Origin of the sequence: Coprothermobacter proteolyticus DSM 5265 (assembly GCF_000020945.1) — a bacterium.
In the GTDB taxonomy this organism is placed as follows: Bacteria; Coprothermobacterota; Coprothermobacteria; order Coprothermobacterales; family Coprothermobacteraceae; genus Coprothermobacter; species Coprothermobacter proteolyticus.
Map to the genome: position 1 here is coordinate 926,208 of NC_011295.1, position 22,278 is coordinate 948,485.

At 48.7% G+C, this 22,278-nt stretch carries 18 protein-coding genes, 3 tRNA genes and 3 rRNA genes; 8 read left to right on the forward strand and 16 right to left on the reverse strand.

Translation table 11 applies throughout. The features are described from left to right. Positions 1-146: 146 nt before the first annotated feature. The 4 genes from COPRO5265_RS04960 to rpmH are packed head-to-tail and all read right to left on the reverse strand — an operon-like array spanning position 147 to position 1,510. Complete coding sequence (locus COPRO5265_RS04960) at positions 147-812, reverse strand: YidC/Oxa1 family membrane protein insertase (protein WP_012544731.1); 666 nt, start codon at positions 810-812, stop codon at positions 147-149. After that, positions 797-1,063 carry a membrane protein insertion efficiency factor YidD gene (yidD, locus tag COPRO5265_RS07485; protein WP_012544461.1) on the reverse strand — a complete coding sequence of 89 codons (267 nt, stop codon included), beginning with the start codon at positions 1,061-1,063 and terminating at the stop codon, positions 797-799. Before yidD ends, COPRO5265_RS04960 begins: the two co-directional genes overlap by 16 nt. Further along, positions 1,008-1,349 (reverse strand): ribonuclease P protein component, encoded by a 342-nt coding sequence (rnpA, locus tag COPRO5265_RS04965; RefSeq protein WP_041735732.1) that lies wholly within the window; start codon positions 1,347-1,349, stop codon positions 1,008-1,010. The genes yidD and rnpA overlap by 56 nt, the downstream gene beginning before the upstream one ends. 23 nt (positions 1,350-1,372) lie before the next feature. Continuing rightward, on the reverse strand, positions 1,373-1,510 hold the full coding sequence (gene rpmH, locus COPRO5265_RS07490; RefSeq protein WP_083760228.1) for a 50S ribosomal protein L34: 138 nt from the start codon (positions 1,508-1,510) through the stop codon (positions 1,373-1,375). A 325-nt stretch (positions 1,511-1,835) separates the two neighbouring features. Here rpmH and COPRO5265_RS04970 point away from each other — a divergent pair, with 325 nt between their 5' ends. From COPRO5265_RS04970 to COPRO5265_RS04980, 3 genes are all read left to right on the forward strand, one after another. Then, a complete protein-coding gene (locus tag COPRO5265_RS04970) occupies positions 1,836-2,957 on the forward strand; it encodes an iron-containing alcohol dehydrogenase (protein ID WP_012544060.1) in 1,122 nt (373 codons plus the stop codon). A 128-nt stretch (positions 2,958-3,085) separates the two neighbouring features. Then, a complete protein-coding gene (locus tag COPRO5265_RS04975) occupies positions 3,086-3,451 on the forward strand; it encodes a hypothetical protein (protein WP_012544882.1) in 366 nt (121 codons plus the stop codon). Positions 3,452-3,520: 69 nt separating this feature from the next. Then, positions 3,521-4,012, forward strand: a complete 492-nt coding sequence (locus COPRO5265_RS04980) for a hypothetical protein (protein ID WP_012543898.1) — start codon at positions 3,521-3,523, stop codon at positions 4,010-4,012. 309 nt (positions 4,013-4,321) lie between these two features. On the opposite strand, the gene COPRO5265_RS04985 is transcribed toward COPRO5265_RS04980, so the two are convergent. From COPRO5265_RS04985 to COPRO5265_RS07395, 3 genes are read right to left on the reverse strand one after another with little or no spacing between them, the layout of a single operon-like run. Further along, the gene (locus tag COPRO5265_RS04985; protein ID WP_012543656.1) at positions 4,322-5,587 is read right to left on the reverse strand and encodes a type II secretion system F family protein; all 1,266 of its coding nucleotides are present in this window, start codon (positions 5,585-5,587) and stop codon (positions 4,322-4,324) included. Then, on the reverse strand, positions 5,568-7,178 hold the full coding sequence (locus COPRO5265_RS04990) for a GspE/PulE family protein (RefSeq protein ID WP_012544004.1): 1,611 nt from the start codon (positions 7,176-7,178) through the stop codon (positions 5,568-5,570). Before COPRO5265_RS04990 ends, COPRO5265_RS04985 begins: the two co-directional genes overlap by 20 nt. Positions 7,179-7,218: 40 nt before the next feature. Continuing rightward, positions 7,219-7,602: a prepilin-type N-terminal cleavage/methylation domain-containing protein gene (locus tag COPRO5265_RS07395; RefSeq protein WP_143708105.1), complete on the reverse strand. Its 384-nt coding sequence runs from the start codon at positions 7,600-7,602 to the stop codon at positions 7,219-7,221. 364 nt (positions 7,603-7,966) lie between these two features. On the opposite strand from COPRO5265_RS07395, the gene COPRO5265_RS05000 reads away from it, so the two are divergent. The 4 genes from COPRO5265_RS05000 to COPRO5265_RS05015 all read left to right on the forward strand — a co-directional run bounded on the left by COPRO5265_RS05000 (position 7,967) and on the right by COPRO5265_RS05015 (position 10,058). Further along, positions 7,967-8,055, forward strand: a tRNA-Leu gene (locus tag COPRO5265_RS05000). Between the two features lie 227 nt (positions 8,056-8,282). Next, a complete protein-coding gene (locus COPRO5265_RS05005; RefSeq protein WP_012543810.1) occupies positions 8,283-8,726 on the forward strand; it encodes a TM2 domain-containing protein in 444 nt (147 codons plus the stop codon). Positions 8,727-8,805: 79 nt separating this feature from the next. Then, positions 8,806-9,201: a TM2 domain-containing protein gene (locus tag COPRO5265_RS05010; protein WP_012544355.1), complete on the forward strand. Its 396-nt coding sequence runs from the start codon at positions 8,806-8,808 to the stop codon at positions 9,199-9,201. Positions 9,202-9,575: 374 nt separating this feature from the next. Beyond that, a complete protein-coding gene (locus tag COPRO5265_RS05015; protein WP_012544658.1) occupies positions 9,576-10,058 on the forward strand; it encodes a TM2 domain-containing protein in 483 nt (160 codons plus the stop codon). A 41-nt stretch (positions 10,059-10,099) separates the two neighbouring features. Here COPRO5265_RS05015 and rrf read toward each other — a convergent pair. From rrf to COPRO5265_RS05040, 5 genes are all read right to left on the reverse strand, one after another. Further along, positions 10,100-10,216: ribosomal RNA gene (rrf, locus tag COPRO5265_RS05020) — 5S ribosomal RNA — on the reverse strand. A gap of 146 nt (positions 10,217-10,362) precedes the next feature. Next, positions 10,363-13,386 (reverse strand): 23S ribosomal RNA (locus COPRO5265_RS05025). A 134-nt stretch (positions 13,387-13,520) separates the two neighbouring features. Then, a tRNA-Ala gene (locus tag COPRO5265_RS05030) sits at positions 13,521-13,595 on the reverse strand. Between the two features lie 110 nt (positions 13,596-13,705). Next, positions 13,706-13,782: transfer RNA gene (locus COPRO5265_RS05035), tRNA-Ile, on the reverse strand. Positions 13,783-13,849: 67 nt separating this feature from the next. After that, positions 13,850-15,385: ribosomal RNA gene (locus COPRO5265_RS05040) — 16S ribosomal RNA — on the reverse strand. Together the 16S, 23S and 5S rRNA genes with 2 tRNA genes alongside form the textbook arrangement of a ribosomal RNA operon. Before the next feature lie 337 nt (positions 15,386-15,722). Between COPRO5265_RS05040 and COPRO5265_RS07400 the strand changes: the two genes are divergently transcribed. Continuing rightward, complete coding sequence (locus COPRO5265_RS07400; RefSeq protein WP_012544098.1) at positions 15,723-17,393, forward strand: glucosyl-3-phosphoglycerate synthase; 1,671 nt, start codon at positions 15,723-15,725, stop codon at positions 17,391-17,393. Here COPRO5265_RS07400 and COPRO5265_RS05050 read toward each other — a convergent pair. The 4 genes from COPRO5265_RS05050 to gcvT form a co-directional block, all read right to left on the reverse strand. Further along, the gene (locus COPRO5265_RS05050) at positions 17,353-18,174 is read right to left on the reverse strand and encodes a bifunctional 5,10-methylenetetrahydrofolate dehydrogenase/5,10-methenyltetrahydrofolate cyclohydrolase (RefSeq protein ID WP_012543728.1); all 822 of its coding nucleotides are present in this window, start codon (positions 18,172-18,174) and stop codon (positions 17,353-17,355) included. The two genes, COPRO5265_RS07400 and COPRO5265_RS05050, sit on opposite strands and share 41 nt — an antisense overlap. Positions 18,175-18,412: 238 nt before the next feature. Beyond that, positions 18,413-19,885, reverse strand: a complete 1,473-nt coding sequence (gene gcvPB / locus COPRO5265_RS05055) for an aminomethyl-transferring glycine dehydrogenase subunit GcvPB (RefSeq protein WP_083760229.1) — start codon at positions 19,883-19,885, stop codon at positions 18,413-18,415. After that, on the reverse strand, positions 19,882-21,189 hold the full coding sequence (gene gcvPA / locus COPRO5265_RS05060; protein WP_012543755.1) for an aminomethyl-transferring glycine dehydrogenase subunit GcvPA: 1,308 nt from the start codon (positions 21,187-21,189) through the stop codon (positions 19,882-19,884). Before gcvPA ends, gcvPB begins: the two co-directional genes overlap by 4 nt. Further along, a complete protein-coding gene (gene gcvT, locus COPRO5265_RS05065) occupies positions 21,186-22,271 on the reverse strand; it encodes a glycine cleavage system aminomethyltransferase GcvT (protein WP_012543808.1) in 1,086 nt (361 codons plus the stop codon). The genes gcvPA and gcvT overlap by 4 nt, the downstream gene beginning before the upstream one ends. Between the last annotated feature and the right edge of the window lie 7 nt (positions 22,272-22,278).

A 22,278-nucleotide genomic window follows, 5' to 3' on the forward strand; every position in this document is an offset into this window, starting at 1 on the left:
CCAATATGCACCTCCCCTGTTTGTTCACAAAAAGGCAGAACAAAGCAGTGCGTTAGCACTGCCCCGCTTCCTTTTGCTGAATACTTACTCTTTTCACATCTCACCGATGTGTTCTGATAGCAAAAAACCCGCACTGAGGCTCAAAATCATTTCTGAGCAGCTGCAGCGTTCTTTTCGGCGAACTGCCTCTCAACCATTTTGCGTATGATGAAGGACTCTAAAATGCTTATGAGAGAAAATGCCATCCAGTACAAAGCCACGCCAAATGGGAAACTGCGGGCAATCCAACCTATCATGATAACAAAAATCCACATCATCATGTTCTGCTGACGCTGCATGGCAGGGTCAGTGGTTGCTTGACTTGTAAACTTGAACTGGAAGTAAGTCACCACAACCATGGCAATAACCGTGATCCACGTTGGGTCAGGCTTGCTAATATCAGGAACCCACAAGAACGGTAAGCCCTTGAAGTTGGGATTCTGGACAAGCGAGCCGTAAAGCCCAAAGAATATGGGGATTTGCAAAAGGGGCAACAAACAACCAATAAGCGGATTCACACCGTGTTCCTTGTAAATCTTAGACTGCTCCTGAGCCGCTTGCTGTGGATCATTCTTGTACTTCTTTGCAATCTCTTGGAGCTCACCCTGGATGCGGCTGATAACGAAGCTGGTACGCAGCTGCTGGTAAGTAAGGGGTTCCAAAATCAGCTTGAGCAAAATGGTCATTAGGATGATATCCACCGGATAGTTGGGTACCACAGAATATAACCAATTAAGGATCATACTAAAGAAATTGCTTATACTTTGAACCATAGAACTTTCACGTCTCCTTTCTTCGGTACGGGGTCATAGCCCCCTGGAAAAAGTGGATTACAGGTAAGGACGCGTTTGAAGGCAAGGACTGAGCCCCAAAACAAACCGTGTTCTGCCACTGCTTGTTCCCAGTACACGGAACACGTCGGGGTATGCCTGCACACAGGACCGGGCAAAACCAGTTGGCGCACCATTCTATAGAACTGCAGAACAATGTGGACTGTTTTTACCGCTAGCCCATTGCCATTCATGGAAAAGCTCCTTCACCTTGCTCCGCCAAACATTCTCCTCCACACTTAGTAGTGAAGAACGGGGCAGAATAATGTAGTAACCAGAAGGCAGGTGGTCATGGTTCTCCTGCCATGCTTCTAACAGTAGCCTCCGTATGCGGTTACGCCTTACTGCGTTGCCAAAACGCTTGCTCACCACAACTGCCACTCTTTGCTCAGAAGCCGGCAAGAAATACACAACAACGTAGTCTGAGCGAACCACGCTGCCCTCTTTATAAACACGAGAAAAATTCTTCTTGCCTTGCAAACGCAAAGACCGCCGCACTGCCATTAACGGGGAGTAAGTCTGTGACGTCCTTTCATTCGTCTACGCTTAATGACCTTCCTGCCGCCCGGTGTGGACATCCTTGCAAAGAACCCATGCGTTTTTCTTCGATACCTTTTGCTCGGCTGATAAGTTGCCTTCACTGCTATCTACTCCTTTCACCAACATGATGATGACTCTTTTTGTTGCTGCTGTTCTTCTTCTTGTTAAGTGCTCTTGCTTCTACGCTTTACTCTTTCTTCTTCTTGTGTGCTTGGCTCACACACCTTACCTAAAAAAGCCCTCTTCAGCTGTCCAATAACTCTTCCTATTTATTTGACGCCATTAATGTGAGCCGCACCTTTTTTGCGCACACGGGCGCACACACACCCAATTAAGTCCCTTTCTCAAACGTAGCACAGGTTAGCATATAAATTATATACTAATCACAGATCAGATTCTTTTTAACGCACGTGGAGGTGAAGGTGAATGTTTTTCCAATGCGACTTGAACCACCAAATAGTGTTCGGTAATGGAACATTGGAGCAATTGCCACAGCTTATGAGCAACATGGGGAAGAACGTGTTTTTGACCACTGGCAGAAGCGCAAAACAAAGGGGCTTACTGGGCCACCTCATGGAACTGCTAAAAGATTTTCAGGTGCTTCATTTTGACCAAATTTCCCCCAATCCAAAGGCGGAAGAAGTGCACGAAGCAGTGAACTTGTTAAGACAAAAAGCGTTTGAGCCTGATGTTGTACTGGCAGTGGGTGGCGGCAGTGTGCTAGATTTTGCAAAAGCAGTAGCAGCCAGTTATGCTTCGGGTAAAAGTGTGGAAGAGGTTTTTGGGGTAAACAACGTGCCTTCGGCTTTACCTGTGGTTGCAGTTCCGACAACCCATGGCACAGGCTCAGAAGTGACCAAGTACTCCATCATCACACACGAGAACCAGAAGAAATCCATCAGCGACAGCAAGATTGTGCCAAAGCTGGCACTAATTGACCCTGTGCTCACCTACTCCATGCCTGATGAGGTTGCCATTGACACCACCTTAGATGCTTTCTCACATTTAAGTGAAGCTTACTTCTCTGCACTTTGCAATCCAGTAGTTGAGGCTTTCGCTGAGAAAGGTTTTGCCTACCTAAAACCCCACATGAAAAACTTAGGCAGAATTCCCATGACTGAAAAGGTTCACGACGAGCTTACTTTGGCTTCCCTGTTTGGAGGTCTTGCCATAAACAGCGCAGGTTCAGGAGTAGTACACGCCATGGGCTACCCCCTCACTTCTGAATTTGAACTTCCTCACGGTAGAGCCAACGCAGTGCTCATGCCCTGGGTATTTAAATTCAATGCTGAGGTCAAACCTGAGAAATATGAAAGAATGGGTGAAATGCTGGGTGTAACTGATTTAGCTGATTACCTTTGCAGCATAAATGAACAATGCGGTTTCATGGAGCAAATCAAAGCAGTGGCAAATCAGGTTGATGACAATAAACTTCACCAGTGGGCTGAACAGGTTGTAAACAACCACCGGCTGATGAATTCAGCTTGTAGGAAACCGTCCTTGGAGCAGGTAATACAGCTTTATAAACAAGCACTGTTCCTGGTTTAATTAACTGCTGCACAGTTCATGCACCACAACAACGTTAAAGCAAAACAAACAGGAAATGCCCAAGCATCAAAACGTGCGTTGTAGTGTTATCATTATTTTAACGTATAAATTGCAAAGGTAAGGAGTGGATGATCTTGGGATGGAGGAATAGCTTATATGCTGTCTTGGGGCTCATAGCTGCCATCGCCGTACTCACAAACCCATTCATAGCCAATCCAATTGGTTGGCTGGTCTTCTTTGTTGGTTTTGGCGGTGTGTGCTTATTGGTGGAGATCATTGCCATTGTTCAGAAGAAGCCTGCTAACTGGGACTTTCTCATTGCTTCTGCGGTCATGTTCGCGGTTGGACTGCTGGCTTATATGAACAAAGTTAGTGCCGACCCATATATGCCCATCGAAGGCAGCAGCTACGCAGTTTACTCATTTCCAGCTTTCATAGCTAGCCTTTACTTGTTCATTGTTTCAATTACTAAATCGTTTTTCGCTGGTATTTAGGTTTTATGCAAAAATCACTTCCCAGAGGGGCTCAGCTCCTCTGGGAAGTGCAAAACAAAGGGGGTTTCTGTGGAAGAAAGTGTGAAGCGTTTAGCCGATGAGTGTTTCGCTTTGGGAGCTCAGCTTGAAGAGCTTTCTGATGATTTATCTGCTCTTAACAACGACATTAGACAGACAAAAATGCAAGTGGAAGAGCTTTTCGCCCAAAGCCAACAATCCGGAGCTGTTGTAGCTGAAACGCTCAAAACACACAAAAAAGAACTCATGGATGACCTCCAAAACCTTGGCCAGCAGTGGGAACAACTTAACCGTTCTTTGATTGCCTTGCAGGAACACGTGTTCGCTAAACACGAAGATGTGCAGTTTGAACTTGACCACCTTGAAGAAGACAGCGAGGAGTACGCACTCCTGGAAGACACCCTGGACGACCTTTCCTTGGTTTATGCCGAGCTTACCGAGATCCTCGATGAAATGGATACCCTGCTTTTGGCAGTAGCTGATTTAACCCGCACAGTGGAACAGTTGCCGCCACATTATTCTGGTGCTGACAGCGGCACATAATAAAAGTAGTAACATTTCCCTTTTTGGCAAGTTAACTACTTAATAAAGCCCATTCAAAAGTACACCAGCAAACCAAATCCGCAGCGTTTCGTTGCATTGGCAAACTAACACACACAAAAAAGTGCTGACCCGTGTAGTAGCTCTTTGTCTTTGTTTCAAAGGCAAATTGCCAGCCTGCTTATTACAAAAGCAAACAATGCCAGTACTTAGTAGCGTAGCCGCGTACATGTTGTGGTGCACGTTGAGCACACCATGTATAAAGGTGTGCGCCCTGCTTTCGAAAAGTCCTCTTTTGTGTGCCGTCTACTACTAACTTCCCAGCAGTGTGGGAACCATGTCGAACATGGGCAAATACAGCGACACTACAATGAAACCCACCACAACACCAACAAAAATCAGTGCGAAAGGTTCTACCGCAGCCGTTAGTGTACCCAAGTAGGCATTGAACTCGTCTTCCACCACACCGATGTAACGAGTCAAGCTTTCTTCCAGCCTACCAGATTCCTCACCCAGCGCAATGCTTCTCCACAGCAAGGAATCAAAGCCGTTCACCTTGAAAGCTTCATGCAGTGGCATACCAGCAATGACCATGTCGCGAGCACTTTTTATCTTGTCCTTGTAAATTTGATGGCTCATCACGCCCATGGTCAGATTCAGCACATCGACCACGGGCAAACCATTTACATAGGCACTGCGCAGCGTCTTAGAAAGCCTGAGGTACTCAGGCGTTATGGCAACCTTGTTCACAACAGGTATGGTAAACTTTATGTGCTCATAAACACGTTTAACGGGAGTCACATTGGTGACTAAGAACCGAATAAGAGCAAGACCACCAATGATGCCCACAATGAGCCAAATCCAGTAGTTCTTTATAAAATCGGCAATGCCCATGACAATGCGTGTGGGAGCAGGCAGTTGAGCACCCATCATGTCGTAAAGCCCGCCCAAGGTGGGCAGAACAAACAGCATGTAAACAATGATGGCACCCACAGCCGCAACTGATATTATGATTGGATAAAGAACCGCATTCGTAATCTTTGAGCGCAGCCCCAACATAGTTTTGTAAAAGTCAGACAAGTCCTTCAGTGCCAGCGGCAGCGTACCGCTGGTTTCTCCGCTTCTTACCAGGTTTACAAAAAGCGGTGAAAAGGCGCCTGTAAGCTGCATGGCACCAGACACAGAAACTCCACGGTTTATGTAGAAGATCAAATGATCTATTACTTTCGACACTTTTTTGTTTGCCGAGCGCTCTTTAACAACGGTGAGTGCTTCCACCATGTTGAAACCGCTTTCAATGAAGTTAGCCAGATTGAAAGCAAAGAAGTACATATCGCGCTCAGACATTTTAGGGCATCTGCCAGGAGGCGATTCCGTTACCTCCAGCACCAAGCCTTTCTTACTTGCTTTCTCTTTGGCTTCTTCCAAAGTGGCTGCCATAACAGACCCTTGCACGCTGCGATCACCTTTTATGATGATGTACCTGTAACTTCTCTGCCGTTGTTGTTGCTTTGCTGCAGCTGCAGTAGTGGAAGAAGAAGCTTTCGCTCTCTTTTTGTTACTGGATTCCTCCGCCAACGACCCTCACCACCTCTTCCCAGGTTGTGATACCCTGGTCCACTCGAATCTTTGCGATTTCCTCCATGGTCATGAACCCCTTTCTTCTGGCTGCGTTGGTAAGGTCCACAATGTCAGCCCTTGAGGAAATCATCTTTCTTAATTCGTCGTCCATGGGCAGTATTTCAAAAATGCCCAGACGACCTCTGTAAGTTTCGCTCACAGCATCCCACACTCGAACCAACCTTTGCGCCATGACACAGTTCAAAGCAGAAGCAACCAACATGGGGTCAGCACCCATGCTCATGAACCTTGCCACGGCTGCTAAAGCGTTGTTGGCATGCAGTGTGGACAGCACCAAGTGCCCGGAAAGAGCGGCGTCAATGGCAGTTTTCATGGTTTCTTCGTCTCTGATTTCACCCACTAAAATGACATCTGGGTCCTGCCTCAAGGCAGACCTTAGCGTACCCGAGAAGGTGATCTCCGCCTTCGGGTTTATTTGAATCTGGGTAATGCCTTCAAAATCGTATTCCACGGGGTCTTCAATGGTGATAATGTTCTTATCGCGGGTTTCGTAAATTTCTTTGAGCAGAGCATAAAGAGTGGTGGTCTTACCACTGCCTGTGGGACCCGTGGTGACCACAATGCCGTATGGCTTCCTGATCATTTCACGTATGGCTTGAACCTGCTCAGGCAACATACCCAGTGAATCCAAGCCCGTCCTCAGGCTGCGCCTGTAAAGAAGCCGCAAGAACATGTTTTCACCGTAAATACTGCCCACAGTGGCAACACGTATGCTGTATGACTGGTTTTCCACCACCAAGTCAAACTGACCGTCCTGTGGACGGCGCTTCTCCGCAATGTCCATGTCTGATAGCACTTTAACCCTGGTAATAGCTTCTTCGGCCAACGACTTAGGTATTTGCACCATTTCCTGCACCATGCCGTCAATACGGTACTTAATTATGCAGCTTGTGGGTGCACTTAAAAAGTGAATGTCCGTGGCTCCGCGATGCGCCGCATCAAAGAACAAAATATTCAATGCGGTCTCAGCAGATGCCTCGGTTGCCAAAAGATCCAAGGAGGTCACCTTTACTTCTCTGATGACCACCTGTTCTTCCTTGGCTTTTGTCAAGGTCTCCAAGTTGAAAAAGTTTGCCACTACCACGTCCGAGAAATCCTGCTCAGTGGTCACTGCGTAATCCACTTCTGCCTTGAAGTAGTCGCGCAGCCGCTTTAAGGTGTTCTTGTCAATGGGCGGAACCAGTACCGCCTGAATACCCTTTTCGGTTTTGCCAATGGGGATCAGGCGGTACGTCCGCATAAGTCCCATGAGCTGGTCAGTGGGTTTATTGAAAAACGTAGACAGTTTAGCTGCACTGTTCAAACCGCCATTCTCAAGAGCTTGCAGAATTGCCGATGCGTCCATGTAAGGCTTGCCTTCCTGCTCGGACAGTACCTCACCCAACTGCTCGCGTTTAAGTATGCCTTCACGGATCAGGTACTGCCCCAGCTTCATGTTCTGCCTTTTTGATTCCAGCACCAGCTGTTCCACACGCTCGGGGCTTAAAAACCCCTTCTGAACTAAAAGATCACCCAACTGATCAGCCATAACTTCACCCTTTCAATGCTTACACTGTCAATGCCTTAGGTTATTGGATGCCGCAGTCGGGGTTCGTTGACGCTGTGTAGCTCGTACCATCATAGGTATACTGGAACTGACCAGGAGCGCCTGGAACAGCTTCCTGCGCCTGAAGTATCTCCCCATCCGTATATGGGTTCTTCGGCGGTTGGCTGAAATACGTAGCAGATTTGATTATATCTGTGTTGAGATCTTCGGCACTCGCTGGATACGCTGTCGTTGCATTGTCAATTCTCCATGTCTCAATGGCGCTCATCACGTTTCTCACGTTGGCGCAGAATGTTGTCTTCTTGGATTCTTCTACTGACCTTAAATACCTTGGCACAGCTAAACCGATTAAAATACCTAAAATGAGCAGGACAATTAAGAGCTCTACTAGGGTGAAACCCCTCATTTTTCTCTCTTTCCTCACTGTGAAGCACCTCCTTCTGTTTTATGCCACAGGGAGCATCCCGCGGCATAAATATATGGTAAGCCCCACTTGTTACTTTGTCAATAGTTTTGAATAACTATTGTGATCTATTTCCACACTTGTAAAGTCAATAGAGCCTGCACGCACAAGACATGAAGGGCATTTTTATGCTTTCTTAAGGCATTATTAACATACTGCAATATTGTTTGCCATGGCATCACAAAGGCACTGCCATTTGTCTATTCAACTAACAATGCACAGTTTACCATTTTTCACCAAGGGCATTTATGGCCAACGACTGAGCACCTTCACAACCCCCAGCGTCATCTGGTATAATAAGAACCGTGCCGAGGTGGCGGAATAGGCAGACGCAGTGGACTCAAAATCCACCGGGCTTCACCACCCATGCGGGTTCGACTCCCGCCCTCGGCACCATTTTTTAAATTGCGTCAAAGAACCCACAAACCCTTAAAAATACCCGAGACAAAAAACCAATTTTCTTGACAAAAATGATTACTGCCGAGTAAAATAAAGCCAGCAAGCGGTTGGTTTGCCTTGTATACATATCACATATATAAAAAACGCTGTGCAGGGGCAAAACGGGCAAGCAAACCAACTTTGTTACTCGTTATGCATGTGTTTGGGAAAGGGGGAAATGTAAAGTGTCCGTGGAAAAAAAGCAGCAGTTAACAGAAAAACAATTAACCATTTTAGAAAGTGAGATGCAGAAACGCAGAAAAAACTTAGTGTTATCTTATGTGCTCCTCATCTTTCTTGGCGTTTTGGGTGTTCACAAGTTTTACCTTGGTAAAAACAGCCAAGGTGTGAAGTACCTCGTGTTATTCATTGCAGCATGGATCTTGGGAGCTGGAAGCATCATTTTTGGTGGCATAGGCACCTTAGTGGGCGGTGAAGGTGGCGGTTTGGCAGCTTTTGGCATAAGTGCCCTGTTTGGCGTTCTCTTTATGGTGGTGCTTTGGTGTTTCTTGCTTTATGACCTATTCACACTGCCCTCTCAAGTGGACAGAATTAACGAAGACATTGAAGACGAAATCATAGCCCAGCTAATGAATGTAAGTTCATCCATGGAGTCGCGCCAACAATAAGTAATGAATAATGAGTAGTAGTGAATAACAGTTAACACGGTTTGCTAGTAAAAAAAGAATGGGGGCATGCACCGTGCACATGAACAAGAAGAACCAACTAACAGAAAAACAGTCTGCCATACTACAAAGCGAGATGAAGAAGCATCAAAAAAGTGTTGGCTTAGCATATGTCCTTTGCATTTTTTTGGGGATTTTTGGCATTCACAAGTTTTACCTAAGAAACGTTAGGCAAGGCATTGTTTACCTCATACTGGGTTTGGTCAGTATTCCTTCGCTAATCGTGGGTGAGTTCACCGGGCTGATCTCCTTTGGCGCCTCTGGCAACCTGCTTTTCAGATTTGGTCTTGCATGCCTTGCCATTTTGGTCATATTGCTCATTATTGACCTGTTCACCATACCCCGTCAAGTTCGGCAAGCAAACATGGCAGCAGAAGACAAAATTATTGACCAGCTGCTGAGCTCCTACGGAAAATAAGTCTGTTTAGCAAAAAAGCATGTGCATGTGTAAGCTGACGGTAGAAACGCAAGAAAAAACATTGGCATATTGGCACGTTGGCATAAGCGCTTTTCCTCTGGGGAATCTTTTCTTGAGCTAAGGTGAGCTGCCTTGCTTAGAACGTGGTCAGTAGTGAGCTACTTAATAAGGCTGTGCAGCAAAAAAGGACAAAGCTTAGCTGTTAGCAGCCTTACTATGTTTTTGTAGGGCGGTTGCATGCATGTGTCTTGGCTGTGCCCTTTACACATATACATGTACGTATGCAGCTTTTTTTTGGGACGTAGACGTGTATGTATGTGCGTGCGTGATTTAGCTAGCAGGGACAAAGAAAGGAAAAAGGAGGTGCTTTGAGCATGGAATTAAGTCAGAAGGAGAGGCTCACAGAAAAGCAGATTGCCATTCTGCAAACGGAACTTATGAAATCACAGCGGCAGGTTGGTTTTGCCTATGTTCTAACCCTGATTGGTGGCTTTTTTGGTTTGCATAAGTTCTACTTGGAAAAAACAGGACAAGCAGTGCTGTACCTATTTTTAGGACTTGTTGTCATTCTATCCGGTGTGATAATGCTGTCAGTTGGTGGTTTGATCGGCTTTTTCATGGGAACCAGTCGAGCCGCAGAAGCAATGGGCTTTAGTTCCGTTTTGAGTTTTATTTGCCTCATTATTCTAATCTGCCTCATCATTTACGACCTGTTCACACTGCCAGAACAGGTTAAGCAGTTTAACGATGACCTGGAAGAGAAAATTGTTATGGCTTTGCTCAGCACAAAACCCGACCAGAACACACCTGCTGCTGATGATGATGGTAATCAAGGCATGGGACAATCAAAGGAGTAAGTAAGGTAAAAACGCGCAGTTACCACAAAATAAAAAGGGGGACTTAGCACCAACCTACTCTCCCGGCAGCTCCCGCACACCAGTACCATCGGCTTCCCTGAGCTTAGCTTCCGGGTTCGGAATGGATCCGGGCGTTTCCCCAGGGCGTGGGCACTAAGTCCCTTTTTACACACTAAACAACTGTTGGAGAAGGTTTTTAAAGGCTTTCTACTTAAGCACAATCATGTGTTGCCATGTAAGCGCTTTTCTTCTACCCATCGCTTATTACTACAAACGCTTTTTTGGTATTCAAGGCCTTCTTAAGTGAAGCAAGACCTCGGGCTATTAGTACTGGTCAGCTACACCCATTACTGGGCTTCCACTTCCAGCCTATCTACCGGGTAGTCTTCCCGGGCCCTTACCAGATCTTCTCTGTGGGAGTTCTTATCTTGGGATGGACTTCGCGCTTAGATGCTTTCAGCGCTTATTCCTCCCAGGGTGGCTACCCAGCTCTGCACCTGGCGGTACAACTGGTACACCAGTGCCTGGTCCCTTCCGGTCCTCTCGTACTAGGAAGAGCTCCCCTCAGAACTCCTGCGCCCGCGGCGGATAAGGACCGAGCTGTCTCACGACGCTCTGAACCCAACTCGCGTGCCTCTTTAATGGGCGAACAGCCCAACCCTTGGGACCTGCTTCAGCCCCAGGATGAGACGGGTCGACATCGAGGTGCCAAACGGATCCGTCGATATGGACTCTCGGGACCCATTAGCCTGTTATCCCCAGGGTAACTTTTATCCGTTGATCGGTGGCCTTTCCACTCAGCACCACCGGGTCACTAAGCCCGTGTTTCCACTCTGCTCGAGGTGTCCCTCTCGCAGTCAAGCACCCTTATGCCTTTGCACTCTTCAGCGGGTTTCCATTCCGCCTGAGGGTACCTTTGGACGCCTCCGTTACCTTTTGGGAGGTGACCGCCCCAGTCAAACTGCCTACCTGACACTGTCCATGTGCCGGTTTCACGGCTCCATGTTAGAGTTCCAACACGTGCAGGGTGGTATCTCACCGTCGGCTCCAGTACCCCCGAAAGGGTACCTTCTCAGCCTCCCACCTATCCTGCGCAGCACATGCCAAAACCCAATATCAGGCTACAGTAAAGCTCCATGGGGTCTTTCCGTCCTGCCGCGGGTAGAGGGCATCTTCACCCCCATTGTAATTTCACCGAGTCCCTCGCTGAGACAGCGTCCCAGTCGTCACACCTTTCATGCGGGTCGGAACTTACCCGACAAGGAATTTCGCTACCTTAGGACCGTTATAGTTACGGCCGGCGTTTACTGGGGCTTCAGCTCGGAGCTTCGCCCATTCCTGGGCTAACCCCTCACCTTAACCTTCCAGCACTGGCCAGGCCTCAGCCCCTATACTTCGGCTTCCGCCTTCGCAGAGACCTGTGTTTTTGGTAAACAGTCGCCAGGACCTATCCTCTGCGGCCTGCCTCGGCTCATCAATCTCTTGATTCACCTATCGCAGGCACCCCTTCTCCCGAGGTTACGGGGTCAGTTTGCCGAGTTCCTTAGCGAGGGTTCTCTCGCGCGCCTCGGTAGTTTGTCTACCAGTCCACCTGTGTCGGTTTCGGGTACGGACACTAACTATGTCTCCCTGACGAGGTTTTTCTCGGCAGTGTAGGATCACTACCTTCGCATCCTTACGGACACTCCTCCTAGCCGCTAACCTGCATCGGGTGCGGTTTTCCCTACACCCAGGCCTCGCTGCTAAGAACGTGCTATTCCACTAGCACGCGTAGCTACCTTCCTGCGTCTCCCCTTCAGGTCAATCGACATAATCAGTGGCACGGACTATTAACCTGTTTCTCCATCGGCTACGCCTTTCGGCCTCACCTTAGGCTCCGGCTTACCCTGGGCGGACGAACCTTCCCCAGGAACCCTTGGACTTCCGGCGGACAGGATTCTCACCTGTCTTATCGTTACTCATGCCAGGATTCTCACTTCTGTGAAGTCCAGCTACATTCACATGTAACCTTCGCCCCTCACAGAACGCTCTCCTACCACTTACTTCAGCCTTGGCTAAAGTAAGTCTATGGCTTCGGTGCTACGCTTAGCCCCGTTACATCTTCGGCGCACATCCGCTCGACCAGCGAGCTGTTACGCACTCCTTAGATGATGGCTGCTTCTGAGCCAACATCCTGGCTGTCTTTGCAGACGTACTTCCTTTAGGTTGGAACACTTAGCGTAGCTTCGGGACCTTAGCCGATAGTCTGGGATGTTCCCCTCTCGCCTACGAAGCTTGTCCCCCGTAGACTCACTCCTTGGGCTAGCTACCATGGCATTCGGAGTTTGACAGGGTTCAGTAGGCCTCACGACCCCCTAGCCCTACCAGTGCTCTACCTCCACGGTCTACTACCCAAAGGCTGCACCTCAATGCATTTCGGAGAGAACCAGCTATCCCCGGGTTCGATTGGAATTTCTCCCCTACCCACACCTCATCCCACAGGTTTTTACCCCTGACGGGTTCGGGCCTCCAGACAGTCTTACCTGCCCTTCACCCTGGACATGGGTAGATCACCCGGCTTCGTGTCTCAATCCAGCAGCTTATCGCCCTGTTCAGACTCGGTTTCCCTTCGGCTTCAGTGCCTCAGCACCTTAACCTCGCTACTGGAATGAACTCCCTGGCTCATTCTTCAATAGGCACACGGTCGGCAACCCATGGGTCGCCTCCCGTTCCTTGTGGACGCACGGTTTCAGGTTCTATTTCACTCCCCTCACTGGGGTTCTTTTCACCGTTCCCTCACGGTACTATGCGCTATCGGTTAGCAAAGGTGTTTAGCCTTGGAGGGTGGTCCCCCCTGATTCCACCAGGATTCCTCGTGTCCCGGTGTACTTGGGGTCACATACCAGCTAGTCTTGTACATTTCGCCTACAGGACTATCACCTTCTTCGGTCTGCCTTCCCATGCAGTTCGGCTATGTACAAGTTTTGTAACTAGCTGAGCCTGTTGCCAGCCGGCTCCGTATGTGCCCCGCTACCCCTAAACTGCAACGCCTGGCCGCTATCACACAGCTTAGGTTTGGGCTCTTCCCCGTTCGCTCGCCGCTACTTAGGGAATCTCTCTTGATTTCTCTTCCTGAGGCTACTGAGATGTTTCACTTCGCCTCGTGCCCCTCGCTTAGCTACTATCTTCACTAAGCGATGCATGGATTTCCTTCCATGCGGGTTTCCCCATTCGGATATCCCGGGATCTTCGGTTGTTAGGCACCTCCCCCGGGCTTTTCGCAGCCTGCCACGTCCTTCTTCGGCCTTTGCTACCAAGGCATCCCCCGTGCGCCCTTTATATCTTGCTTCACTTACTATTTCCTTCTACCTCTTACGCGCTTGTCTTTTTTACAATGGGCTTCCAATTGCTCTCACACGGCTTACTCTTGTGCCTTTGTATTTGTATGCCTTCTCTACCTTCTCCCCAGTTGTTTAGCGTGCATGGTGGAGATGAGCGGATTCGAACCGCTGACCCCCTGCTTGCAAAGCAGGTGCTCTCCCGCTGAGCTACATCCCCACACATTCACAAACAAACACAGCGCAAGCACTTCACAAAAATGCATTTGGCTTGCCCATGTTCGCTTGTCCGCTTGCTTGCTTTTCACCTACTCGGCTGAGGAACAAAAATGGTGGGCCCTCGAGGAGTCGAACCTCGGACCTTGCCCTTATCAGGGGCACGCTCTAACCTACTGAGCTAAGGGCCCATCCATCAAACCGGGATCAGGAAGAAAGAAGAAGAAAAAGGAGTTTCTTTGTTTCAATTCTCCTTAGAAAGGAGGTGATCCAGCCGCACCTTCCGGTACAGCTACCTTGTTACGACTTAGCCCTCCTTACCAGGCACACCGTCGTCCGGCCCTCTTCGGTTACCGGCCTTCTGGTGAACCCGACTCGGGTGGCTTGACGGGCGGTGTGTGCAAGGCCCGAGAACGTATTCACCGCGGCTTTGCTGATCCACGGTTACTAGCGACTCCGACTTCACGCACGCGAATTGCAGCGTGCGATCCGAACTGAGCAGGGCTTTTGGGGATTTGCTCCACCTCGCGGCTTCGCTTCCCGTTGTACCCTGCATTGTAGCATGTGTGTAGCCCAGGGCATAAAGGCCATGCTGACTTGACGTCATCCTCCCCTTCCTCTGGCTCTTCGCCAGCGGTCTCCCTATTGTGCTCTGACCCTTTTACCTGCCAGGAGCAATTAGGGATGAGGGTTGCGCTCGTTACGGCACTTAAGCCGACACCTCACGGCACGAGCTGACGACAGCCATGCAACACCTGTGCTGGCTCCCTCCCTTACGGTCGGGTCGTCCCCCTTTCAGGTTCCTACCACCAGCATGTCAAACCCTGGTAAGGTTCTTCGGGCAGCATCGAATTAAACCACATGCTCCGCCGCTTGTGCGGACCCCCGCCAATTCCTTTGAGTTTCAACCTTGCGGCCGTACTCCCCAGGTGGGATGCTTATCGCGTTGGCTTCGGCACTGAAGGGTCTTTACCCCCCAACACCTAGCACCCATCGTTTACGGCTAGGACTACCCGGGTATCTAATCCGGTTCGCTCCCCTAGCTTTCGCGCCTCAGCGTCAGGATCGGCCCAGAGAGCCGCCTTCGCCACCGGTGTTCCTCCCGATATCTACGCATTTTACCGCTACACCGGGAATTCCACTCCCCTCTACCGTCCTCTAGCTGCCTAGTTTCCCACGCAATCTCAGAGTTGAGCCCTGAGTTTTCACATGAGACACAGACAACCACCTACGCGCCCTTTACACCCAGTGAATCCGAACAACGCTCGGGACCTACGTTTTACCGCGGCTGCTGGCACGTAGTTAGCCGTCCCTTTCTACTGGGGTACCGTCCTTCCTCGTCCCCCAGTCCAGGAGTTTACGCCCCGAAGGACTTCTTCCTCCACGCGGCGTCGCTGGGTCAGGCTTTCGCCCATTGCCCAAGATTCCCTGCTGCTGCCTCCCGTAGGAGTCTGGGCCGTGTCTCAGTCCCAGTGTGACCGGACATCCTCTCAGACCGGTTACCCGTCTTCGGCTTGGTGAGCCGTTACCTCACCAACTACCTGATGGGCCGCAGGCTCATCCTTCAGCAGCTACCTTTAAGGTAACTCTTTCTTCACCAGTATCCCTACCAGTGAACGTATGAAGGTTTAGCCTCAGTTTCCTGAGGTTGTCCTCCTCTGAAGGGTAGATTACCTACGTGTTACTCACCCGTTCGCCGCTAAGCTACAATCCGAAGATCGTAGCCCGCTCGACTTGCATGCATTAGGCACGCCGCCAGCGTTCGTCCTGAGCCGGGATCAAACCCTCCGTGATATATATATGTGTATCTACTTCATATACTTTTCCCTTTAGGTCTAATCCCTACTCTATTTGATTCACTGTATCCTTATGGATACGCTTTGTCGTTTCCGACCGCTTCTTCCTCTTCTTCCTGTCCCCGGTTTTTCACCTTTCGGTGTTCTGCTCCATAGCGCATCGCTCCCGCGCTGCGCCTCACCGTGCCTATCTCGTTAGGCAGGCATTGTTAAGTATACGGCATCAGAGAAAGTTTGTCAAGAGACCACACCTGCATAAAGCCTATTTGAGTGCTTAGCGTCATTTAACCTTGTAGAAAACTAATACGGCAAGTTATGGGTGTAAAATGCAGATTATGATATATGTGAGCCAAAGAAAACCCAATAAAACCTTAAAAAACTTCTTCTACAACCTTTCTCCAAAAAAAGAAATTAAGCGCGTAAACACACCTCAAGAGGCGGTGGACTTACTAAGTAAGAAAGTGGATTCATATGTGTGCGTGGACTTGCTCACAACAAATCTGGACGTGCAGACCCTAAACGCACTCATGGAAAACAGTGATAACCTGCTACTTTTGGGACTACACAGTATGCGCCAGAAAAAGAAGGTGGGCATATTTAGCAGAGGCAGAGCAAACATTGCACTTTTTGATACGGTGGGAACTGCTCTGCAAGAGGCGGGACTGGTTAAAAACGCAAAGCTGATTAACTTGTACAAACCACAAACCACAGAAATAACAGAGGATGACATTACTTTTGACAGAAGCTTGCAGCAGGACGAACTGGAAGAAATCAACTTCATACCCCTTAGCTCAGAAGATGCTGCTGTGGCGATCATGGAACAACTGCCAAAACTGGACTTAGCCATACTTGGTTTGCCCTATCCCATGAACACAGAACATTTCCTGTGGCACTTGGTAGAAAGAATCAAAAACGGAAACGGCGGAACCGACTTCATTTTGGTTCGACAGCGCATGCAGAAACCAAAACAGCGCCCACACAGAGTGGAAACAGAGGACCCCACAACAGTTTTCGTACGCAATACATTTCCTAAAGCTTCTTTCAACAAGGAATGGATAAGACAGCGGAAAAATGAAAGGAAACAAAGAATTGCTGTGGTCATACCAGCATTTAATGAAGAAGAAACTATTGCTGAAGTGGTGCAGTGCTACCTGCCCCTTAAAAAAGAAGGCATATTGGATCGCATCGTTGTAATAGACAACGATTCCACTGATGCCACCTTCAACATAGCAAGGCAGGCAGGGGCTGAGGTCTTTAGAAGTGGTGAAATTCATCCGGAACTGGGCGCTTTTCGTGGAAAAGGGGAAGCTCTGTGGAAATCCCTGTTTGTACTAAGTAACATTGACATTGTGGCGTTTCTCGACGCTGACATAAAGAACCCCACCGAAGACATGGTGCTGGGCACCATTGGACCTCTGGTTTTAAGAAGGGACATACAACTGGTTAAGGGCTACTTTAACCGAGGTGGACCTGAAGACAAAAACCTTAAAAGTGGTGGCGGCAGAGTAACAGAGATACTTGTTAGGCCACTGCTGAGTATGGAAATGCCTGAGCTACTGTTTTTGTTTCAGCCACTGTCAGGGTTTACAGCTGCTCGCACCTCCTTACTAAGGTCCATACCCTTTTACACGGGCTACGGCATAGAAATTGGTTTTCTCATACACACTGCTAAAAAGTTTGGCGTAAGTGCTATTGCCCAGAGCGACGTTGGATGGATTGTACACCGTAACCAAAGAATTGAAGCTTTAACGCGCATGAGCACGGAAGTATTGCAGGCTTTTCACGACGCTACGGAGACTGCTCAGGTGGAAACAGTGGAGCTGAAAACGTCACTGCTTTATGCCCTTCTTTCCAGCGAAAAGTACTCCTTGCTAAAGCGAAATATAACGCAGCTGCGTAGACCACCGGTAAATACTCTGCTGAAAAGCCTAAGCAGTGAACCTAATAAAGCTTATACGGATTCGCCTAACGCGTCTGCTCCTGATAACACAAGAAAAGATTCTTAAACAGACAAGCAGTAGTTACAGAACCCACTCCACCGGGCACAGGTGTGATGGCACGCACTAGTGGTTCCACGTTTTCACGATCTACGTCGCCCACCACCTTGCCGTCTTCCAATACGTTGGTGCCCACATCAATGACCACAGCACCCTCTTTTACATGATCTTTGGTAAGAAAATTGGGTTTACCTACTGCCACTACTACTAAGTCTGCTTGCCTTGATAAAGAGGGTAAATCCTTTGTGCGGCTGTGTGCCACAGTCACAGTGGCGTTGCGCTGCATGAGCTGTAAAAACGCTGGCAGACCTACCGCTTCGCTTCTACCTATGACCAGTGCGCTTGCTCCTTCCAAAGGCAACACGTTGTAGAAATCCAAAATACTTAGTACGGCTTGAGGAGTTGCCGGCACCAAATTACCTCTGCCTTGCGCCAGTTTCCCCAAATTCACTGGGTGCAGAGCATCTACATCCTTCTCGGGGGGTATGAGGTCAGAAGCTTGCCTAAAGTTCCACTCCTTTGGGAAAGGCTTTAGCAGTAGTATGCCATGAACCTGTGAATCCTTGCCCATGACAACAACACTTTGAGTAAGCTCCTGAAACTGTTCTACTTCGTTTACGCGAAGTTGAACATTTAGGCGCTGGGCTGCCTTGGAAAGGCCACTTAAGTAACCACCTGCATCGGAGCCCTTGTACTTAATAATGCCCAGCGTCAAATTCAGTGACGTCATGGGCTGAAGCTCTTCATAGATGGCATCTGCCACCGGTTTTCCTTTCATTATTAAGGCCATAAGCTTTCATCACCTCGCAAACAAGTTATATGCATGCATACATGCCTGTGCACAGCTAACTATGGCACAGGCACATTATTGCTTTGTAAAGAAAAACGCAAACAAAACATTTGCTTGCATGGATTCATTTTACAATCTTCAAAACACCCACAAAAGAAAGAAAGATAGATGTTAGGTAGCGCAAATACTCGTGTTTGTAAAGAGAAAAAGGAGCCCCCACCTCAGTGGGGGGTCTCCCTTACCAACGAACTTTTAACTCCTTATTGGCTTTTACCTCATCAAGGCGCCTAACAGGGGTGTCATGTGGAGCACTCAAAACCACATCAGGATTAGTAGCCGCTTCCTCCACAATCTCCTTTATGGCTTGCACAAAGGCATCTAAGTTTTCTTTTGTTTCCGTCTCAGTGGGTTCAATCATGAGTGCTTCTTTCACAATGAGCGGGAAATACATGGTTGGTGCATGAAAACCTTTATCCAGCAAACGTTTTGCAATATCCTGAGCTTTCACACCGTAGCGCTTTTTTACCTCTTCTGCTGTGGCAACATACTCGTGCTTACACAAACCAGGATAAGCTGTGGGCAGCGTATCCTCCATGGCAACGCGCATGTAGTTGGCATTCAAGACCGCCATGGTACCCACTTCGCGCAGTCCCGCTCCACCCAGGGATTTTATGTAAGCCAAAGCCTTTAAGGCAACTAAAATGTTCCCAAAATTGGAACGTACCTTGCCAATACTACGAGGCCTGTCATAATCCCAATGGTAGCTACCATCTCCATCTTCATCTTCTGCTTTCACCAAAACAGGCTTTGGCAAAAACGGTTCCAGAGCTTTTTTGACTGCCACCGGACCGGAACCGGGACCTCCTCCACCATGGGGTGTGCTGAAGGTTTTGTGCAGATTCAAGTGAACAAAGTCGAATCCCATATCCCCTGGTCTTGCCCAACCCAGCATGCCGTTAAGATTTGCGCCATCGCAGTACATAAGCCCACCCACACCATGTATGAGCTGTGCAATGCCCAAGATGTTTTTCTCAAACTTGCCCAGGGTGTTGGGGTTAGTCAGCATGAAAACTGCTGTATGATCGTTAACCAATGCTTTTAGCTGTTCCAAGTCCACTAAGCCCTCTTCATCAGACTTAACAGTAACCACTTTGAAGCCTGCCATGGTAGCAGAAGCGGGGTTGGTTCCGTGAGCGGAGTCAGGAATGATTACAGTGTCCTTTTCCAGAAGACCATGGTCTTTGAAATAAGCTTTTGCCATGAGCAGTGAGGTGAGTTCTCCGTGTGCCCCCGCGGCAGGCTGCAGGGTTATGGCATCCATGCCCGTTATTTCAAGAAGATCTTGCTGCAAGGTATAAAGCAGTTCCAATAGTGGCTGAACCCTGTTTTCAGGCAAAGCTGGGTGTATGTCTTGGAACCACGCCGCCACTTCTTCGTTTATCTTGGGGTTGTACTTCATGGTACAGGAGCCCAGTGGATAAAAACCGTTGTCCACACCGTAATTCAAGTTTGACAAATTGACAAAATGCCTGACCACTTCTACTTCACTAAGTTCAGGCATGCTTAGTGGTTCTTCGCGAAGAAACTCCTTGGGAAGAATTTCAGATATGGGCCGATCTTCAAGACCACTCACTGGCACTTGGGGCCCACGCCTACCCATTTTGTGCAGTTCTTTAAGCAAGGGCAATGTGCCTTTTCTACTGTTCATCATCGCAGACCCTCCATGAGCTCAATAAGCTTGTCCATGTGTTCCTTGGTGCGCTTTTCTGTGACTGCCACCAAAAGCGTGTGCTCATCAATGACGGGACCCACATAGTACCCGGAGTCAGCCAAAGCCTCCTGAACAGCCTCAGCATCCCGTGCTTTTATGGGGAATTCCTTGAAAAAGTACTGACGCTGCCAAAGTGGATAGCCCACGGAAGCCAACTTCTGAGCTAAATAGGTGCTCCTGTTCAAAATGGTTTGACCCAGCTCAGGAAGTGATCCTCCCATGAGAGACAGGTAAACAGCAGATGCCAATGCCATGAGCCAGTGGTTGCTGGTAATGTTCGACGTAGCTTTCTCACGGCGTATGTGCTGTTCACGGGTTTGCAATGTGAGCACATAGCCCACCCTTCCATCCACGTCCACAGTTTGCCCAGCCATTCTACCGGGCATGTAGCGGATGTAGTCCATCTTGGTTGCAAAGAAGCCAAAATGTGGTCCACCGTAACTCATGTGGTTACCAAGACTTTGCCCTTCTCCCACTACTACATCGGCTCCGTATTCATGTGGGCTTTTTAGTACGCCCAAGGACAGCGGATCTACGGCAGCCACAAATAAGCCACCTGCCTTGTGGATCAGCTCTGAAGCCTGATTCATGTTTTCTAAGAAACCGTAGTAGTTGGGGTTTTGCATAACCAGACAGGAAACATTTGATAAATCCTCAAGCTCAGAAAGGTCGGTTACCCCTTCCTTTTGGGGTAAGGTAAGTATTTCAAAGTCCTGACCCAGCTGATACGTTCGAAGAACTTCTATGATGTCAGGATGCACGCACTCAGAGACCAAAACGCGTCTCTTCCCATTGATGCGCATAGCCATTAGCACCGCTTCAGCCACTGCACTGGCACCATCATAAAGGCTGCCATTCGCTACTTCCATGCCCGTCAGCTCACAGATGAGTGATTGGTACTCAAACATGGCTTGAAGGGTGCCCTGACTGATCTCAGCCTGATAAGGTGTGTAAGCGGTGTAGAACTCGGGTAAAGCGATTATCTTGTCCACTGCTGAAGGTACGTAGTGGTCATAAACGCCACCGCCTAAGAAGTAAACAGCACTGTTTGCATCTGGAATACTGCTTGCAGCTTTTCTAAAATACGCCCTAAGCTGTTCTTCGTCCCAGCCACCTTCAACTTGAAGATGTCTTTTGAGCAGTGCCTCGGTGGGTATGTCGCTGAAAAGCTCATCCACATTTCGAAGCCCGACGGCTTCCAGCATGGCTTTGATTTCTTCTTTGGTATGCGGCACGTACCTCATTGCGTTTTCCCTCGCTTGTAGAACATCTTTGACACAACCTTGGCTGGCACCATTTGTCCATGGATTTGAACTTCAACAGGTGTGCCTATTTTCGCTTTATCCACACGCAAAAATGCCATGGCAATGCTTTTCTTCAAGAAGGGAGCCATGGTTCCCGAAGTAACCACACCCACTTCTTCACCTTCAGAAAAGACCTTGTAACCCTCTCGGGCAATACCACCGGTAATCTCCAATCCCATGAGCTTCTTTTGAATGCCTGATTCTTTTTGCTTTACTAAGGCTTCTCGACCTATGAACTGCGGTTTATCCCAGTCAATGACAAAAGCGTAATTCGATTCCAGCGGCGACGTTTCTTCATTAAGTTCGTGACCATAAAGGGGCAAACCAGCTTCAATGCGAAGTGTGTCACGAGCACCTAAGCCAGCTGGTTTCAAACCCAGTGAAGAACCAGCATCCATGAACTTATTCCACCACGTGGGGGCTTCCTCCATGGGGCCGTAAACCTCAAAACCGTCCTCGCCAGTATAACCAGTCCTGCTTATGATAAGGCCATGTTCAGGCACTGAGACAAACCCAAAGGCAGCCAAATCAACAACCTGAGGGAAATAGGTTTTCAATATGTCCACGGCTTTTGGTCCCTGCACAGCAATATCAAACCACTTGTCGGACACATTCTCGAACACGTGAGAGCCTTCTTTGGGCAGGTAGTTAAGTATGTGCTGGAAGTCCTTCTCAATATTCGCCGCATTTACCACAAGCAGTACTTCATCTGGCGATAGGCGGTAAACGATTAAGTCATCGACGACGCCACCACTTTCGTTCAACAGCATGGTGTAAGCAGCCTTCAACGGTTCCAGCTTTGTGAGGTCCACCGTAACCACCATGTTTATGGCATCGATGTCGCCCTTGTAATAAAACTCGCCCATGTGGGAAACATCGAACATGCCAGCACTGGTTCGCACAGCCATGTGTTCGTCGATTATGCCACTGTACTGCAAGGGCATTTCAAAGCCGGCAAATTCAACAAGCTTTGCTCCCAGTGTCTTATGCACTTCATACAAAGAGGTTCTTTTGAGCCCCAAGATTCAT

Coding starts and splice junctions, on each gene's coding strand:
- COPRO5265_RS05010 (WP_012544355.1), top strand. CDS start 8,806: ATGAACAAGAAGAACCAACTAACAGAAAAACAGTCTGCCATACTACAA.
- COPRO5265_RS04975 (WP_012544882.1), top strand. CDS start 3,086: ATGATCTTGGGATGGAGGAATAGCTTATATGCTGTCTTGGGGCTCATA.
- COPRO5265_RS05050 (WP_012543728.1), bottom strand. CDS start 18,174: ATGGCCTTAATAATGAAAGGAAAACCGGTGGCAGATGCCATCTATGAA.
- COPRO5265_RS05015 (WP_012544658.1), top strand. CDS start 9,576: ATGGAATTAAGTCAGAAGGAGAGGCTCACAGAAAAGCAGATTGCCATT.
- COPRO5265_RS04990 (WP_012544004.1), bottom strand. CDS start 7,178: ATGGCTGATCAGTTGGGTGATCTTTTAGTTCAGAAGGGGTTTTTAAGC.
- gcvPB (WP_083760229.1), bottom strand. CDS start 19,885: ATGATGAACAGTAGAAAAGGCACATTGCCCTTGCTTAAAGAACTGCAC.
- COPRO5265_RS04960 (WP_012544731.1), bottom strand. CDS start 812: ATGGTTCAAAGTATAAGCAATTTCTTTAGTATGATCCTTAATTGGTTA.
- COPRO5265_RS07400 (WP_012544098.1), top strand. CDS start 15,723: ATGATATATGTGAGCCAAAGAAAACCCAATAAAACCTTAAAAAACTTC.
- COPRO5265_RS07395 (WP_143708105.1), bottom strand. CDS start 7,602: ATGAGGGGTTTCACCCTAGTAGAGCTCTTAATTGTCCTGCTCATTTTA.
- yidD (WP_012544461.1), bottom strand. CDS start 1,063: ATGAATGGCAATGGGCTAGCGGTAAAAACAGTCCACATTGTTCTGCAG.
- gcvPA (WP_012543755.1), bottom strand. CDS start 21,189: ATGAGGTACGTGCCGCATACCAAAGAAGAAATCAAAGCCATGCTGGAA.
- COPRO5265_RS04970 (WP_012544060.1), top strand. CDS start 1,836: ATGTTTTTCCAATGCGACTTGAACCACCAAATAGTGTTCGGTAATGGA.